We start from the raw sequence: 13,940 nt of genomic DNA, 5'->3' as shown, positions 1-13,940 counted from the left end.
TAAAATTTTATATTATTTGAAAAGAGGTAGGAAATGGATAGACTAGAAAAAGCTCAAACTGTCGATGATTTAATCGAGATTATTAATCTAGAGGCTATTAAGCAGTTGCCCAAAGCAACCGAACATTTTATTTCCGATTTGCATGGTGAATTTGAAGCCTTTGATCATTTGTTGCGAAACTGCTCAGGTGTTATTTCAATTAAGGTTGATGATCTTTTCCATGAGACTCTGACCAAAGAAGAAAGGCTAGAACTGTGCTTTAATATATATTACCCAGAAGACTTAATATTAAATGCCAAAAAAACAAAAGAAGAATGGATGATACTATTAGATCAATTGGTTCAAATTACACGCCATGTTTCTAGTAAATATACTCGTTCAAAGGTAAGAAAAGCTCTACCAAAATCCTATGCCTATATTCTAGAAGAACTTATTTATCAATACGATGAAAAAGATAATAAGTCACGCTACTATCATACTATTTTCAATACAGTTATTGACCTCAATCTCGCCGACCACTTTGCTTTGGCTCTAGCTCAGTTGATTCAACGTTTTGTTGTTGATCACCTACATGTCTTAGGAGATATTTATGATCGAGGGCCTGATCCAGACAAAATTGTAGATCGTCTGATGCAAATTCCATCTCTAGATATTCAATTAGGTAACCATGACATTATCTGGATTGGGGCCTATTCAGGGTCACTAGCATGTTTAACCAACGTTATTCGTATTCAATTACGTTATGGAAATAGTCAACTCTTAAAAGACTACGGCATTGATTTAAGTCGTTTAGCTAAATATGGTCATCGTTATTATCAGGATAATCCTGCCTTTTATCCTCGTGGTGATAACTCCGATTTGACTCAAGAAGAAATTGATGAAATTACACTCATGCATCAAGCTATTTCAATTATGCAATTTAAAGTGGAAAGTCAAATTATCAAAAGAAGACCTGAATTTAAGATGGATGGAAGACTCTTACTGGACAAATTATCCGCTGACCGTCAAAGTGTAATGGTTGAGGGTGTTGAATATCCCATTAAGAACGGTTGCTTCCAAAGAGTCGATCCTGAAGAACCATTTGAATTAACACTGGGCGAAGAGTTAGTCCTCTTAGACTTATTGCATCAATTCCAAAATTCTGAAAAGTTGCAACGTCATATTAACTTCTTAGTCTCAAATGGAACAATGTATAAATGCTATAATGGCAATTTGCTTTTCCACGGTTGTATTCCTACTACTCAAGATGGTGAATTTATGAAAGTCACCTTAGATGGTCAAGAATATAGTGGACGCAGTCTGATGGAGAAATTTGGCGAATCCATTACCCGCACCTTCCTCGATAAAACTACCATGGATGATTTTGATACCGATCTCGTATGGTATTTATGGTGTGGACCCGTTTCTACATTGTTTGGAAAACATGCAATGAAAACTTTTGAACGCTATTTCCTTGAAAATAAAAAGACCCATAAAGAAATTCAAAATCCTTATTATGAATTGCGAAATGATGAAGATTTCTGCTTGAAGATGCTGGAAGAGTTTGATTTAGAACCGACCGGCTATATTATTAACGGGCATACACCCGTCAAAGCCGTTTCAGGTGAAAAACCGGTTAAAGCTAATGGAAAAATGTTGGTTATCGATGGTGGTTTGGCAAAACCATATCAAAAAGTAACGGGTATTGCGGGCTATACCCTAGTGGATAATTCTTTTGAAATTTATATTTGTGCGCACCAGCCATTTACAACCAGAGAAGATGCGATCGCTTCGCGCTTTGATATCCTACCAAAGAAATATATTGTCACTGAGAAACCAAAACGTTATTATGTAGCCGATACCGATATTGGATTAAGCTTAACTAAGCAAGCCAATGAATTGAAGAAGAATCTACCTGCTTATCGCTCTGACATCTTTGAACAATAAAAATAGTCCCTCATTTGAAAATATTCCTTTCAAATGAGGGTTTTTATTTTTACAAAAAAAAAGCCTATAAAATAGGCTTTTAAAATCTTTTCTAGCGTCCGCGTTCTCTGATACGTGCTGCTTTTCCAGATAGTGAACGGATATAGTATAACTTAGCACGACGTACTCTACCTTTACGTGTTACTTCTAATTTAGCGACACGTGGTGAATGTACAGGGAATGTACGCTCAACACCTACACCATTAGAAATTTTACGAACTGTATATGTTTCACTGATTCCAGATCCACGACGCTTAATTACTAAGCCTTCGAAGATTTGAACACGCTCGCGCTCACCTTCAACGATCAAGGCATGGACACGTACGCTATCTCCAGGACGGAAATCAGGAACATCATCACGTAATTGAGTTTGGGTAATTTTATCGATTAAATTACTCATTTGCATTTCTCCTTCCAACAAATATTCTTAAATAGTCTTTCTACTTAGCGGAATATCGTTAATTCGGGTCAATAGACCACTTAAACAATTATACAAGAAATAAAATACTTGTAAAGGCTCAATTGCTTAATTTTGAACCGAATTTTTAAATTCTTCTAGCCACTGCTCTTCTTGAATACTTAAGCGACGATTTTTTAAAATATCGGGTCTTCTTTCGACTGTCTTTCTAAAACTTTCTTTCTGTCGCCATTGGTCAATTCGTTCATGATGCCCACTTAATAAAACCTCTGGCACTTCCATTCCACGAAAATTTTGAGGTCTTGTATACTGAGGATATTCTAACAAGTGATCTTGAAAAGACTCACTGACAATGGATTCAGCATTTCCGACAACATCTGGTATTAACCGCACTGTCGCATCAATCATCACCATAGTCGGTAACTCACCATTAGTTAGCACGTAATCGCCTAGAGAAACCTCCTGAGTAACATAAGAACGGATACGTTCATCAAAGCCTTCATAATGGCCGCAAATAAAAACCAATTCTTCTTTTGTCGACCACTCTTGGGCCATATTTTGTGTAAAAGGTTCGCCAGTAGGATCCACCAAGATAATCGGTGTCTTTGAATCTAAGTCTAGACTTTCTAAACAGTCCACAATCGGTTCAGGTCGCAACAACATACCTGCTCCACCACCATATGGATAATCATCGACATGTCCGTGCTTATTGACAGCAAATTGACGAAAATCATGGGTTGAAAATTCAAGGATTCCCTTTTCTTGAGCAGCTTTCATTAAAGACTCCTGCATGGGCGCAAACATTTGCGGGAAAAGGGTTAATACTTTAACCTTCATCAACTAGTCCCTCCATTAATTCCACCAATACGCGTCCTTCTGTTAAATTCACTTCTTTAACAACGTCATCGATAAAAGGAAGCAAGATATCCTTTTGTTTAGCTTTTTCTGCTTTAACTACCCAAACATCATTAGAACCTAGAGCCATAATTTCTTTAATGGTTCCAAGTTTTTCTCCTTGGTCAGTATAGACACTTAAGCCAATAATCTGATGATGGTAATAAGCATCTTCTTCCAGTTCTTGTTGGTCTTTAGCAGAAATAGCCAAGGTTAGCCCTTTAAAGCTCTCAACTTGGTTGATGTTATTAAACTCCTTGAATTTTACAAGATAGGAACCCTTATGTTCTTGTATGTTTTCTACAGTCACTTCCTGGATATTTTTTCCGTCTTTCATAATAAACAAACGATTATCTCTGGCAAAACGTTCCTCTATGAAGTCGGTATCCATCAATAGTTTTAATTGTCCTTTTATACCAAAGGTATTGACAATTCTTGCGACTTGATAAAATTCCATATGTGTTCCTCCTGTAAATTCACTTGTAGCTTAATTGTATTAAAAGATATTTTTTTTTTAAAGATTTGAGTAAGAAGTTTACTTAGGGCGCATAGAAAAAGACACTAACATAAGATGAACTTAGTTTAGTGCCTTATGATTGAATAAATAATACCTACTTATTCTTCTTCATTTTCATTTAAGTCATCAGCAATTACGATACGTGAACGTTTTTGATCACGTAAACGGACACTATATACAATCGTCCGAATTGCTCGAATAACGCGGCCTTTTCTACCAATAATTCGTCCCACATCATCAGGATGTAAGATTAAATGATACTCCATAAACTCCTCAGTATCATGAAGTTCAATTTGAAACTCCTCTGGATGATCTATTAAAGGTTCCACAATGGTCCGAATTAAACTTTCGATTTGTTCTGTCATTGAGAGCACATCCTTATCTTTTGACGCTATTGATTAGGCTACTTACTTAATTTAGATTCGTGGAATTTTTGCATAATTCCTTGACTTGATAAAAGATTACGAACTGTATCAGATGGTTGTGCACCATTTGCTAACCATGCTAATGCTTTTTCTTCATCAATTACTAATTCTCTAGGTTCTGAAACGGGATTGTAAATACCGATTTTTTCGATAATACGACCATCACGTGGAGAACGTGCATCTGCTACAACAATACGGTAGAAAGGACGCTTTTTAGCTCCTGAACGCTTTAAACGAATTTTAACTGCCATGTATTTCACCTCCATAAGTTATATCACAGTTATGAATAATAGCAGAAAATAAATAGTCTGTAAAGGTTTTTTGCTTTACAGACTAAAAAATTATTTACGCTTGCGTTTTTTCTTCAATAGACGAGCAATTTTCTTTTGTTCTTGTTCTTTTTGAATCTGCTCTGGTGATTGCATTTTACCAAGAGAAGGCATGCCCATATTAGGCATTCCACCCTTTTGTCCGCCTTGTTGCAATTGATTCATCATTTTATTCATGCTACCCATTTTACCATTGGACATTTGACTCATCATTTCACGTGATTGGTTGAATTGCTTGATTAATTGATTGACCTGTTGCAAGGATTGACCACAACCAGCCGCAATCCTACGTCGACGACTTTGCGAAATAACATCTGGATTGGCTCTTTCGTATGGTGTCATAGATTGAACCACTGCTTTGACTCGATTCATTTCCTTATCATCGATATTAAAATCTTCCAGGCCAGGAATTTTATTCATGCCAGGAATCATTTTTAGCAAGTCCTTAATAGGTCCCATTTTACGAACTTGGTCCATTTGATCGATAAAATCATTAAAGTCAAAGGAGGCATCTTTAATTTTATCAGCCATCTTAGCTGCTTGTTCTTCATCAAAATCTTGTTGGGCTTTTTCAATCAAGGTCATCATATCGCCCATACCCAGAATACGGCCAGCCATACGATCTGGGTGGAAAGGTTCTAAGGCTGTTAATTGCTCACCTTGACCCGTATACTTGATCGGTTTATCAATAATAGCACGAATAGAAAGCGCCGCCCCACCACGGGTATCACCATCTAATTTAGTAATGACCACACCGGTAATGTCTAGTGAATCGTTAAAGGCAGCCGCAACATTGACAGCATCCTGACCAGTCATAGCATCAACCGTCAAGAGAATTTCATCCGGTTGAACAGCTGCTTTAATTTGGCGTAATTCTTCCATCAATTCTTCATTAACATGCAGACGTCCCGCCGTATCAATGAGGACCACTTCATTGCCATTTAAACGGGCTTGATCCAAGGCTTCCTTAGCAATATCAACTGGATTTGCTTGAGTTCCTCGGCTATATACATCAAAGCCAAGTTGGTTCCCAATGGTTTGTAATTGGTCAATCGCTGCTGGACGGTATACGTCACCTGCTACTAGTAAAGGTTTTTTAAGACCTTGCTCTTTCAAATGCTTGGCTAATTTACCAACAGTGGTGGTTTTACCAGCCCCTTGCAAACCAGCCATCATAATGACGGTCGGCGGTTGCTTAGAGATATTGATAGGGGTATGCTCGCCCCCCATTAATGCCGTTAATTCTTCATTAACAATTTTAACAACTTGTTGAGCGGGTGATAATGAATCTAAGACTTCTGATCCCAACGCTCTTTCGTTGACTTTCTTAACAAAGGTCTTTACCACCTTGAAGTTAACGTCCGCTTCTAGTAAAGCAAGTCGGATCTCACGCATCATTTGTTTCAGGTCGGCTTCGGTAATTTTTTCTCCTTTACCAACAAATGAAATGGAATTTTGTAATCGTTCGGATAATGCTTCAAATGCCATAATATTGCTCCTTTTTAACTTTCTAATTGAATTAAGTAGTCAATTTTTTCTAAGATTTCACTTTGACCTTCCACCATAGGACGAATTTCTTTTAAGTATTTCAAACGATCATTACTTTTTGCTAAAATGCGTAACTTCTCTTCATAGCTTACTAATAATTTTTCTGACCGTTTGATATTATCATGCACAGCCTGACGACTAATTTCATAATAGTCTGCAATCTCTGATAAAGATAAATCTTCTTCATAATACGACTGCATCATAGATAATTGGCGGTCTGTTAGGAGAGAACCATAATAGGAAAGTAATTGATTGAGATAGATTGTTTTTTCAAGTGACATCTTTAACTCCCCTATTTCTTAAAATTAGCTAGAATACATAGCCCTATTTAAAACAAAACTTAACATTCAATCGCTTTTTTAAATAAATTTACTCTTCCTATTTTAGCATGATTTCACACCGCTCACAAATTGATAAAATCAATGACAAATAAATAGCTCTTATGATTTATTCCAGCTCTTAAATTTTACTTTAGGGTCTTTCTTAAAATCATTTCTTTGTGAGAAGATGCTTGTTCAAAGGCCTTGTAAAAACGACTTGCCGACTGATTTTCTGCCTGAATTAAAAAATATTGATTAATTTCTTCTTGTAAGCAGATAGTCTCAAATGCTTTAAATAAGGACTGAGCCACTCCTCTATGTCGATAGGCTGGCAGCGTATAGACCCAATTGACATAAGCCATTCTGTATGAGTCTTGGATACATAAATAAGAATGAAACTCCAACCTGCCCACAATCTGACCGTCCTCATAAGCTAATAGAGAACGACTCAGTTCATTAGGCTTATTATAAACTGCTTTAGTAATGGCTTCTTCATCAATATGATCCGTTGTCATCATATCGGGTTCTATAGCTAATGCTTGTTTTAAATATATAATAAAATCCTTAACATTTTCTTTTGAAAGTTCTCTTATTTCCATTCTTTTCTCCTTCATTACTCAGTAACCGTAACCAATCCTTCACTAATAGTATAGCAAATCAATTAAGACTTTGACCGCTATTTATAAGTGAGCAATAGAACTTCCTGAATTAAAATTTATAAAAAGTTTTGGATGGGCATAGTCGAAATAGTCAAGTATAATATGTATTAAAGCATGAAAGTATTGTTTTTATGTATATTTCATCGTTCTAAAAGGAGGTTACGCGTGAAAAGTAACAATAAAGAATTTTATGGATTACTTTCAGCATTTATTGCCTACCATATAGTCAGTCTTCTCTTAGCGCTCAATGACGGTATATTGACACTTTCTTATTTCTTTAAAGAACTCTTAATCTCTTCAATCATTTTTTTGATCGCTTATTTCTTAGCGAAACTACTTAAGAAAAAAATTCGTAAATAGCACCACTCTAACTAAAAAATAGACTTAACTTTGTAATTTGCAATTCAAGATAGATTTATTCTAACATAGAAGCTCTCCACCTTATTTTCTGCTGTTACTTTAAGTTAATAATCTCACTAATAAATTTTACTCACAGTAAATACCCCTAAAGTTGAATTTCAGACTCAACTTTAGGGGTACACTACTGAATCTATAAGATTTGTATTTCTCATTCTAAGACAAGATTCTAAAAAGTCACTATAATCACTATATAATTGAATGATAGGAAAACTTGAAGCGACATAAGAAAAAAGTAGACGATCGATCATTCACTTCCAAAGTTATTAATTGGTGAAGACGGAAAATTTATGGTTACCAAGAAGCCTTTTTGACCCCGGGAATTAGACCTTTATGAGCCATTTCACGAAATTTAACCCGAGACATTCCAAATTTACGCATATATCCTCTAGGACGACCGTCGATTAAATCCCGATTTTTCATACGAACTGGATTGGAATCCTTTGGTAATTTGGATAAGGCAGTATAATCTTTATTTTTTTTAAGTTCTTGGCGAATTTTTGCATACTTTTCAACCAAAGTTTTTTGTTTTTTATATTTTTCGATTTTAGATTTTTTTGCCATTTATTCCTCCTATTTTTTTACTTCGCGAAAAATCATGCGTTTTCTTGCTTTGGGAGAGTATTTTTTTAACTCTATCCGATCAGGATTGTTTCGCTTATTCTTACTCGTTAAATAAATTCTTTCCTTAGTTTCTGCACATTCTAATAATATATTTACTCGCATCTTAATTCTCCTTTGATAATGTTCAATTAACAAAATAACGGTTCAATTGATCTAATTGTTGTGAAAAATGATTAAATAGTCGATTAAGCTAAATTTTATTCCATAACTCCTCTTCTATTTCCAAAAATTGATCTATTATTATAAAGCAATCAGAAATATTAGGTTTAAAACAGGTTAAATATTTAAAAATTATGAAATTGAAAGATCCGATTCTTCTGTGTGAACTTCTAACAATCCACAATCTAAAGCTTCTTTACAAGCTCGACCATTAGTAATAATAATCCCTCTATCAATAAGATCTAAATATCCATCCTGACGGCTTATTTTTGCTTCATTGGATTGAAACTGTTCATGAACTTGATTCACAATTTCAAGATATAAAAAATATTTAATTTTAATCTTCATCTTTAGCCACTAATTAACCCTTATAGTTACCACTTGGTGTAATATGATGTGAAAGTTTGTATTCACCTGTCGCTTTGTCAAAAACGATTGGTGGCACCTTCAAACCCTTGTGATTTCTACGACTATTTTTTTTGGCTTTAGAAGTTTTTCTTTTAGGAACAGCCATAATAAACTCCTTTCAAATAGTAATAATTACTATTTTATTAAAAGATAGTAGGATGTCAAGTTTTTTTGCAATTCTTTGACAGTATCATTGGAAGTTATCAAAAATGTATACCATAAATTATTTGCGTTTGAGTCTGAGATTCATTAGTTTTCCTGCCTTGTTCTTATTAACTATTGAATTTGAAAATTAACACAGTTAAACATAAAAAAGAATAGAGTTCTAACTGACTCTATTCTTTAATGATCAACTTATGCAGTTTATCTAATCCGAAATTTGATTGCTTTAGCCAAGAAAAAACCTTTCTTAAGTTAATCAAAATAAAATAACTCTTCAAATTTTTTATCTAAAGCGATACAAATAATGAGCGCTAATTTTGCTGAAGGGTTAAATTGTCCCTTTTCGATGGCACTAATAGTTTGTCGAGAAGCCCCCACCAATTTAGCTAATTCTTCTTGAGTCAAATTATTCTCTGCTCTAGCAACTTTTAATCGATTTTGTAGAACTAATTCTTCCTTCTTACTCATGATTAATAAACTCCATAGCTGCTTAATAAAGAGGCAAAGCTTAATATAATAACTAATATAGCTACTATCCCACCTACTAAATAGATCTTTTTGTCTGGGATTTTCGAATATTGATAGAATGAAGCCGCAGCTACTTGAGCCATTAAAATGATCATAATATCTGTGGCTGATTAATTGAAGATAGACCTCAAAAAAATAAGAATTAACATTACCACTGATACACCTATCCATCCAATACGAAAAGCTTTAGTATTAATCTCTTCTACTCTTTCGTCCTTCTGTTCCATCTGAGCCTTTTTTTAAAATGTTATCTTTTTTCATACTCTGAACTTCCTCATTTAAATATTATTAAAAACTAACATTAAAAATAAGTAAGTCTTTATAGTCACAATGTAAAATTGGTTATTTTTGACTTTAAATTTTTTTGAATCTAATTTCGTTAATTATTCTCTGCTCTAACAACTTTTAATCGACTTTGTATAGCTAACATTTATTTTTAAATATATTTAAAAAACTCCGGACTTATCTAATAAATTGTAGAATTGTATTATTAGAACTAGCAAATTTATTATCCCAAATATTAAATAGGACTTTTTCTCTGGCATTTTAGTATATTGATAAAATGAAGAAGTTGAAACATGGGCCGTCAAAATTATAAGAATATCTTCAATTGATTGCTGAAAATATGCTCTAAGAAAAAGAAGTGCTAGTATAACAATTGTTACTCCTAACCATCCGGCACGAAAGAATTTGCTAATGATTATATCTTCTCTTTCATCTTGTTGTTCTACCTGTGCTTTTTTTTAAATATCCTCTTTTTCCATGGTTTGCTCTCCTCCTTTAAATATTAACTAAATTATAATATTTAAAAAGGTTTATGTAAATTTTTGTAGTCATTATGTAAAGTTATGTTGCTTTTGTGTTCTGAATATATTGATTTAATTTTAAAATACATTAAATTATCCTATTTTATGCTTTTAAGACTTGCTATAGTTACTTAATTGTCTGCTAATACTCTTTAAAATAAGGGTTTTTGCTTATAAAATTCATTTATTTAATTTCAATAAAGAACATCAATTTAAATTATTCGTTCAAAAGATGTGTATTATATCCTTTAGTTAGTGCATATAGTTTAATTAATTTGTTTAGCTTTTCTTTTTGATTTCTTGTTTTAAAGGTAAACAAAAAAGAACAGAGCTAAAACTAACTCTATTCTTCTACAACCAATTTATTAAGTTTGTTGAATCAGGATTTTCAGTATTAACCCTGAGTCAATGTCCGATTATCCACTAGTTATCCTTTTAAACGGATAGATTAATTTTAACCATTAGTTCTTTAAACAATCTACTAGCTAGAATTCCGCCTAGATAAGCAAAAGCTGAAGATATAGGCATTACGATAAGTAGAGCAATCAAAGGTAAAAGTAGTATAAAAAGGCTCATCATTTTTTCGCTTAATATTGGACTAGATAGTTCTCCTATTCTAGGGGAATAGATTATTCCTACTAAAGCAGGTAATAAAATCTGTACTACTATATTTTCTGAAACCTTTAGAAAGATTATGATAGCAATAATAGTCAACAAGCTGATTATTAATAGTTTTCTTTTGGTATTATTCATAAGCTTCTCCTTGTTTATTTCTCCAACTCTTTAGTTATTTAATTTACCTTATTTTACCTAATTAAGTATATAAAGACAAACACTCCCTGAGTATAATAATTAAAACTAAGGAATGTTAGTTTTTAAAAACTTAAAATGCATTGAATAACTTAAGATAAGCTAACCTATTATTTTGACTTTTTAAGATTATTCAGTAGGGGATAAAAATAATTGATACTTGGTTTACTTTTTAAAGTGAAATTGACTGGTATATTATTCTCCTATCATTTGTCTTATTAATTAAACCTAATTGCCTGTTTAATCATTAAGTTTTATACTATTTGTAAAGTGAAAGGTTATTTTATATAATTTTCCATCATCTGAAGGAGCTGTTAAAAATATGATAAATAAGATAATAGCAATACTCCTCTTTATTACCGGACTCATAGAATGTAATTACTCTAGAATTCTTTATAAAAAAAAGAGAAAAGGAGATGCCATTGCAAATTTAATTGTCGGCTTAATGGAATGTATTGGTGCCATATTCTGGATAAAATACCTATTTGATTTGTAAAAACTATCTAACCTCATAGTCCCTCATTTATTAATTAGTGAAGTTATTAACTCAGCAAAGTATTCTGCAGGTGTTTTATCAAATAAAAATATTGATAACCCATTAATCATTCCACTAAAAATCCTAAAAGCAAAAGCAAAAATAATTATTTTCTTCCAAAGCTTTTTTCTATTATTATTTTCCATATTCTATACCTTCGCTCTTCTGTAATCCTATCTTAAAAGATAACATTAAATTCAATTTAGTTTAAATAAAATAGTTTTTATAATTTAAGCTTATTTAATAAATACTTTTGAGATAAAAATATAAATATACTAATTAGGAATGAACGGAACAATATGGTCAAAGTGATATGATTTCTATAATAAATAAATATAGCTAGTAGAGATATAATAAATACAATCGAAATAATATTATAAAAATTGAAGTTAAATTTTGAAGCTCTTCCAATATAAATAACACTTGTTAACATATATACTGAAAGACAATTTATTACAAACATAAAATCTAAACTTAACTGATTAGTATATATGGAAATACCAATAGAAAATAAAACGACCGCTATAAAATATATAATCTGATTAATTTTAAAAGTTAAATGCTTCATCTTGAATTCTCCTTAAAATATTATTGAACAGATAAAATCAATAAGAAATCTTTCATTAATTCCAGATCCCCTAATAGGATTCTCTTCTTTCTAGCGCATGATCAATGGTGTTTAGGCCCCACTTTTTCAGTGACCATCGAGGTCTGATTAATCGTTCCCACAGTGTATTAATTGTTAATTTTTTAAACTGATAGCAAAAGTAATTTTGACACCGACTTCCTTTCTCTTTGAATCTCTTTCAATCGTTTTGAGCTTGTTTAAACGCTTATAAATCACATTTAATGTCCTTTTAAACCTTTAGCTAAGTCTGTCTTTCTATTCATTCTTCGAACACATCCTTTAACCTTATTTTAAACTAGTTTTAAATGTGTTTAAACTTCATTTTACACTTATAATTAAAAGCACAAATTTTTGAAAACGTTTTTTCACTTGTGTTAAAATTTATATAAATCGAATTAATAGAAGGTGAAATTGTTTATGAATAATTATGATTTTAATCCACATTTAAAATCTCTTTTTCATGTAACTGTAGGTTATCTCTTAGGTTTATGTGTAATTTATTTTTTTAAAGGTGAATTAGGAGAAGGTTCAATATTTCCTTATTTAGGTGTTATTTTAGGCACTCAATATTCTGTATGGCGTCAGGAGAAAAAGAAATATGAAAAAAAAGATGAGAGGTGATGTTAGTTTTAACTCTTTTTTAAAATCGTTGTTAAAAATAGCTATCATCTCTTATATTTAAATTTCGAACCGTTTTTTTTGATTTAAATCTATCTCTTGCCACTGCGATAGAAAGCTGCTGCGACTATACTTTTCAATAAATTACTTACCAAAAAGCACCTATCTTTTCGATAGGTGCTGAAAATTGTGCTTGATAGTTTGTTTATTAAATTAGAAACATTATCTTCTATATTTCTTTTGTAATTTTTCAATATCCTTCGTATCAATCCACTCTTCTGTAAAACCACAAATGCTGCATACATACCTATCTACTAAAACAGCAGAGAAGATCGTGGATCCAATAGGAATATTGTTGCCCATACCATAGGCTCCAGAAGCTCCAGGGACCACAAAAATATCTTCACTACCGCACTTTGGACATTTACCTGTGTTTTTCATATATATTATCTCCTTTAATTAAATACTCAACAAACTGGAATTTAAGGTTTATAGTAAGCTATTTTTATAAGCTAAAAATATAAAGTGATTTTCTCCTATCCTCTTATTAATGAATCATAAAATTATCTTTATAAAAATTAGATTGGTTTAACATTTTTAAATAATTCAACTACTTTATCTTTATCTCTATTTTTATAAAATTGATGATATTCATTTCCATAAACATTGATTATTACTTTAAAATCCTCATGACCTATTTCCTTATATTTTATACTCTTTATATTATTAAACTTAGCATTTTTTATTAATGTTGTAGATCCCATCATGAGACTCACTCCATTTTTCCCTATTCCTGGGGTAAAAGTAAAGGAAATTACATAAGTTATTGCCGAAACTACAGCGATATAGCCTAAAATTGTATTGTCTAATGTATAACAAAGATAGAAGGATACAAGTCCAAAGATAATTAATATCGCTGTCAAAATCTTTTTCCTCGAAATATAGACATCATTCTCCTTAGAAACATAAAAATTATGAATACTACCTATTAAAAATATAATTAACAACATTATTTTCGACACAAAATTCACCTTCTGAAATTTATATTATATTAATCTTATCATTACGATATTTTCTTTTCAATCTAGTAAATACAAGACGCTTATTCGTTATAAACTTCAGCTTATCCTTTTAGTTTTTATCTAGTAAACTTCTTAACCTATTAATTAT

At 32.1% G+C, this 13,940-nt stretch carries 20 protein-coding genes and 2 pseudogenes; 3 read left to right on the top strand and 19 right to left on the bottom strand.

What is annotated here, in order from left to right:
- Positions 1 to 33 precede the first annotated feature (33 nt).
- Positions 34 to 1,926, top strand: coding sequence for a fructose-1,6-bisphosphatase (locus tag NW240_RS02020; protein ID WP_258435777.1), 1,893 nt, complete (start codon positions 34 to 36; stop codon positions 1,924 to 1,926).
- A gap of 91 nt (positions 1,927 to 2,017) precedes the next feature.
- On the opposite strand, the gene rplS is transcribed toward NW240_RS02020, so the two are convergent.
- The 8 genes from rplS to NW240_RS01980 form a co-directional block, all read right to left on the bottom strand.
- A complete protein-coding gene (gene rplS, locus NW240_RS02015; protein ID WP_258435776.1) occupies positions 2,018 to 2,365 on the bottom strand; it encodes a 50S ribosomal protein L19 in 348 nt (115 codons plus the stop codon).
- A gap of 126 nt (positions 2,366 to 2,491) precedes the next feature.
- The gene (trmD, locus tag NW240_RS02010; RefSeq protein ID WP_258435775.1) at positions 2,492 to 3,220 is read right to left on the bottom strand and encodes a tRNA (guanosine(37)-N1)-methyltransferase TrmD; all 729 of its coding nucleotides are present in this window, start codon (positions 3,218 to 3,220) and stop codon (positions 2,492 to 2,494) included.
- Positions 3,210 to 3,734, bottom strand: a complete 525-nt coding sequence (gene rimM, locus NW240_RS02005) for a ribosome maturation factor RimM (protein WP_258435774.1) — start codon at positions 3,732 to 3,734, stop codon at positions 3,210 to 3,212. Before rimM ends, trmD begins: the two co-directional genes overlap by 11 nt.
- A 158-nt stretch (positions 3,735 to 3,892) precedes the next feature.
- Entirely contained in the window at positions 3,893 to 4,159 is a 267-nt protein-coding gene (locus NW240_RS02000) for a KH domain-containing protein (protein WP_258435773.1), read from the bottom strand.
- A 38-nt stretch (positions 4,160 to 4,197) separates the two neighbouring features.
- Positions 4,198 to 4,470 (bottom strand): 30S ribosomal protein S16, encoded by a 273-nt coding sequence (rpsP, locus tag NW240_RS01995; RefSeq protein ID WP_258435771.1) that lies wholly within the window; start codon positions 4,468 to 4,470, stop codon positions 4,198 to 4,200.
- 90 nt (positions 4,471 to 4,560) lie between these two features.
- A complete protein-coding gene (ffh, locus tag NW240_RS01990; RefSeq protein ID WP_258435770.1) occupies positions 4,561 to 6,036 on the bottom strand; it encodes a signal recognition particle protein in 1,476 nt (491 codons plus the stop codon).
- 14 nt (positions 6,037 to 6,050) lie between these two features.
- The gene (gene ylxM, locus NW240_RS01985) at positions 6,051 to 6,377 is read right to left on the bottom strand and encodes a YlxM family DNA-binding protein (RefSeq protein ID WP_258435769.1); all 327 of its coding nucleotides are present in this window, start codon (positions 6,375 to 6,377) and stop codon (positions 6,051 to 6,053) included.
- 185 nt (positions 6,378 to 6,562) lie between these two features.
- A complete protein-coding gene (locus NW240_RS01980) occupies positions 6,563 to 7,015 on the bottom strand; it encodes a GNAT family N-acetyltransferase (protein WP_258435767.1) in 453 nt (150 codons plus the stop codon).
- A gap of 225 nt (positions 7,016 to 7,240) precedes the next feature.
- Between NW240_RS01980 and NW240_RS01975 the strand changes: the two genes are divergently transcribed.
- On the top strand, positions 7,241 to 7,435 hold the full coding sequence (locus NW240_RS01975) for a hypothetical protein (RefSeq protein ID WP_258435766.1): 195 nt from the start codon (positions 7,241 to 7,243) through the stop codon (positions 7,433 to 7,435).
- A gap of 351 nt (positions 7,436 to 7,786) precedes the next feature.
- Here the strand turns inward: NW240_RS01975 and rpsN are convergent, their stop codons facing one another.
- The 9 genes and pseudogenes from rpsN to NW240_RS01940 form a co-directional block, all read right to left on the bottom strand.
- Complete coding sequence (rpsN, locus tag NW240_RS01970) at positions 7,787 to 8,056, bottom strand: 30S ribosomal protein S14 (protein WP_258435765.1); 270 nt, start codon at positions 8,054 to 8,056, stop codon at positions 7,787 to 7,789.
- Between the two features lie 9 nt (positions 8,057 to 8,065).
- The gene (gene rpmG, locus NW240_RS01965; RefSeq protein WP_258435764.1) at positions 8,066 to 8,218 is read right to left on the bottom strand and encodes a 50S ribosomal protein L33; all 153 of its coding nucleotides are present in this window, start codon (positions 8,216 to 8,218) and stop codon (positions 8,066 to 8,068) included.
- A gap of 189 nt (positions 8,219 to 8,407) precedes the next feature.
- Complete coding sequence (locus NW240_RS01960) at positions 8,408 to 8,623, bottom strand: hypothetical protein (protein ID WP_258435763.1); 216 nt, start codon at positions 8,621 to 8,623, stop codon at positions 8,408 to 8,410.
- 13 nt (positions 8,624 to 8,636) lie between these two features.
- Positions 8,637 to 8,789: a 50S ribosomal protein L32 gene (rpmF, locus tag NW240_RS01955; RefSeq protein WP_258435762.1), complete on the bottom strand. Its 153-nt coding sequence runs from the start codon at positions 8,787 to 8,789 to the stop codon at positions 8,637 to 8,639.
- Positions 8,790 to 9,097: 308 nt separating this feature from the next.
- The gene (locus NW240_RS01950; protein ID WP_258435761.1) at positions 9,098 to 9,313 is read right to left on the bottom strand and encodes a helix-turn-helix transcriptional regulator; all 216 of its coding nucleotides are present in this window, start codon (positions 9,311 to 9,313) and stop codon (positions 9,098 to 9,100) included.
- Between the two features lie 2 nt (positions 9,314 to 9,315).
- Positions 9,316 to 9,600, bottom strand: a pseudogene (locus tag NW240_RS08555) (DUF6442 family protein).
- 219 nt (positions 9,601 to 9,819) lie between these two features.
- Positions 9,820 to 10,104, bottom strand: a pseudogene (locus NW240_RS08550) (DUF6442 family protein); the annotation flags it as partial.
- A 510-nt stretch (positions 10,105 to 10,614) separates the two neighbouring features.
- Positions 10,615 to 10,932, bottom strand: coding sequence for a hypothetical protein (locus tag NW240_RS01945; protein WP_258435760.1), 318 nt, complete (start codon positions 10,930 to 10,932; stop codon positions 10,615 to 10,617).
- Between the two features lie 576 nt (positions 10,933 to 11,508).
- Positions 11,509 to 11,670 carry a hypothetical protein gene (locus tag NW240_RS01940; RefSeq protein WP_258435759.1) on the bottom strand — a complete coding sequence of 54 codons (162 nt, stop codon included), beginning with the start codon at positions 11,668 to 11,670 and terminating at the stop codon, positions 11,509 to 11,511.
- Positions 11,671 to 12,569: 899 nt separating this feature from the next.
- Between NW240_RS01940 and NW240_RS01935 the strand changes: the two genes are divergently transcribed.
- On the top strand, positions 12,570 to 12,773 hold the full coding sequence (locus tag NW240_RS01935) for a hypothetical protein (protein WP_258435758.1): 204 nt from the start codon (positions 12,570 to 12,572) through the stop codon (positions 12,771 to 12,773).
- A 219-nt stretch (positions 12,774 to 12,992) separates the two neighbouring features.
- Here the strand turns inward: NW240_RS01935 and NW240_RS01930 are convergent, their stop codons facing one another.
- The gene (locus NW240_RS01930; RefSeq protein WP_258435757.1) at positions 12,993 to 13,211 is read right to left on the bottom strand and encodes a hypothetical protein; all 219 of its coding nucleotides are present in this window, start codon (positions 13,209 to 13,211) and stop codon (positions 12,993 to 12,995) included.
- Between the two features lie 137 nt (positions 13,212 to 13,348).
- Positions 13,349 to 13,693 (bottom strand): hypothetical protein, encoded by a 345-nt coding sequence (locus NW240_RS01925; RefSeq protein ID WP_258435756.1) that lies wholly within the window; start codon positions 13,691 to 13,693, stop codon positions 13,349 to 13,351.
- Between the last annotated feature and the right edge of the window lie 247 nt (positions 13,694 to 13,940).

This window comes from Facklamia sp. 7083-14-GEN3 (assembly GCF_024742075.1).
Lineage (GTDB): Bacteria > Bacillota > Bacilli > Lactobacillales > Aerococcaceae > Facklamia.
The sequence above is the reverse complement of the archived record's forward strand: the minus strand, read 5'-3'. Positions and strand labels throughout refer to the sequence as shown.

Bases quoted from the DNA above. Each gene is read 5' to 3' on its own strand.
- NW240_RS02020 (WP_258435777.1), top strand. From the start codon at position 34: ATGGATAGACTAGAAAAAGCTCAAACTGTCGATGATTTAATCGAGATT.
- rplS (WP_258435776.1), bottom strand. From the start codon at position 2,365: ATGAGTAATTTAATCGATAAAATTACCCAAACTCAATTACGTGATGAT.
- trmD (WP_258435775.1), bottom strand. From the start codon at position 3,220: ATGAAGGTTAAAGTATTAACCCTTTTCCCGCAAATGTTTGCGCCCATG.
- rimM (WP_258435774.1), bottom strand. From the start codon at position 3,734: ATGGAATTTTATCAAGTCGCAAGAATTGTCAATACCTTTGGTATAAAA.
- NW240_RS02000 (WP_258435773.1), bottom strand. From the start codon at position 4,159: ATGACAGAACAAATCGAAAGTTTAATTCGGACCATTGTGGAACCTTTA.
- rpsP (WP_258435771.1), bottom strand. From the start codon at position 4,470: ATGGCAGTTAAAATTCGTTTAAAGCGTTCAGGAGCTAAAAAGCGTCCT.
- ffh (WP_258435770.1), bottom strand. From the start codon at position 6,036: ATGGCATTTGAAGCATTATCCGAACGATTACAAAATTCCATTTCATTT.
- ylxM (WP_258435769.1), bottom strand. From the start codon at position 6,377: ATGTCACTTGAAAAAACAATCTATCTCAATCAATTACTTTCCTATTAT.
- NW240_RS01980 (WP_258435767.1), bottom strand. From the start codon at position 7,015: ATGGAAATAAGAGAACTTTCAAAAGAAAATGTTAAGGATTTTATTATA.
- rpsN (WP_258435765.1), bottom strand. From the start codon at position 8,056: ATGGCAAAAAAATCTAAAATCGAAAAATATAAAAAACAAAAAACTTTG.
- rpmG (WP_258435764.1), bottom strand. From the start codon at position 8,218: ATGCGAGTAAATATATTATTAGAATGTGCAGAAACTAAGGAAAGAATT.
- NW240_RS01960 (WP_258435763.1), bottom strand. From the start codon at position 8,623: ATGAAGATTAAAATTAAATATTTTTTATATCTTGAAATTGTGAATCAA.
- rpmF (WP_258435762.1), bottom strand. From the start codon at position 8,789: ATGGCTGTTCCTAAAAGAAAAACTTCTAAAGCCAAAAAAAATAGTCGT.
- NW240_RS01950 (WP_258435761.1), bottom strand. From the start codon at position 9,313: ATGAGTAAGAAGGAAGAATTAGTTCTACAAAATCGATTAAAAGTTGCT.
- NW240_RS01945 (WP_258435760.1), bottom strand. From the start codon at position 10,932: ATGAATAATACCAAAAGAAAACTATTAATAATCAGCTTGTTGACTATT.
- NW240_RS01940 (WP_258435759.1), bottom strand. From the start codon at position 11,670: ATGGAAAATAATAATAGAAAAAAGCTTTGGAAGAAAATAATTATTTTT.
- NW240_RS01935 (WP_258435758.1), top strand. From the start codon at position 12,570: ATGAATAATTATGATTTTAATCCACATTTAAAATCTCTTTTTCATGTA.
- NW240_RS01930 (WP_258435757.1), bottom strand. From the start codon at position 13,211: ATGAAAAACACAGGTAAATGTCCAAAGTGCGGTAGTGAAGATATTTTT.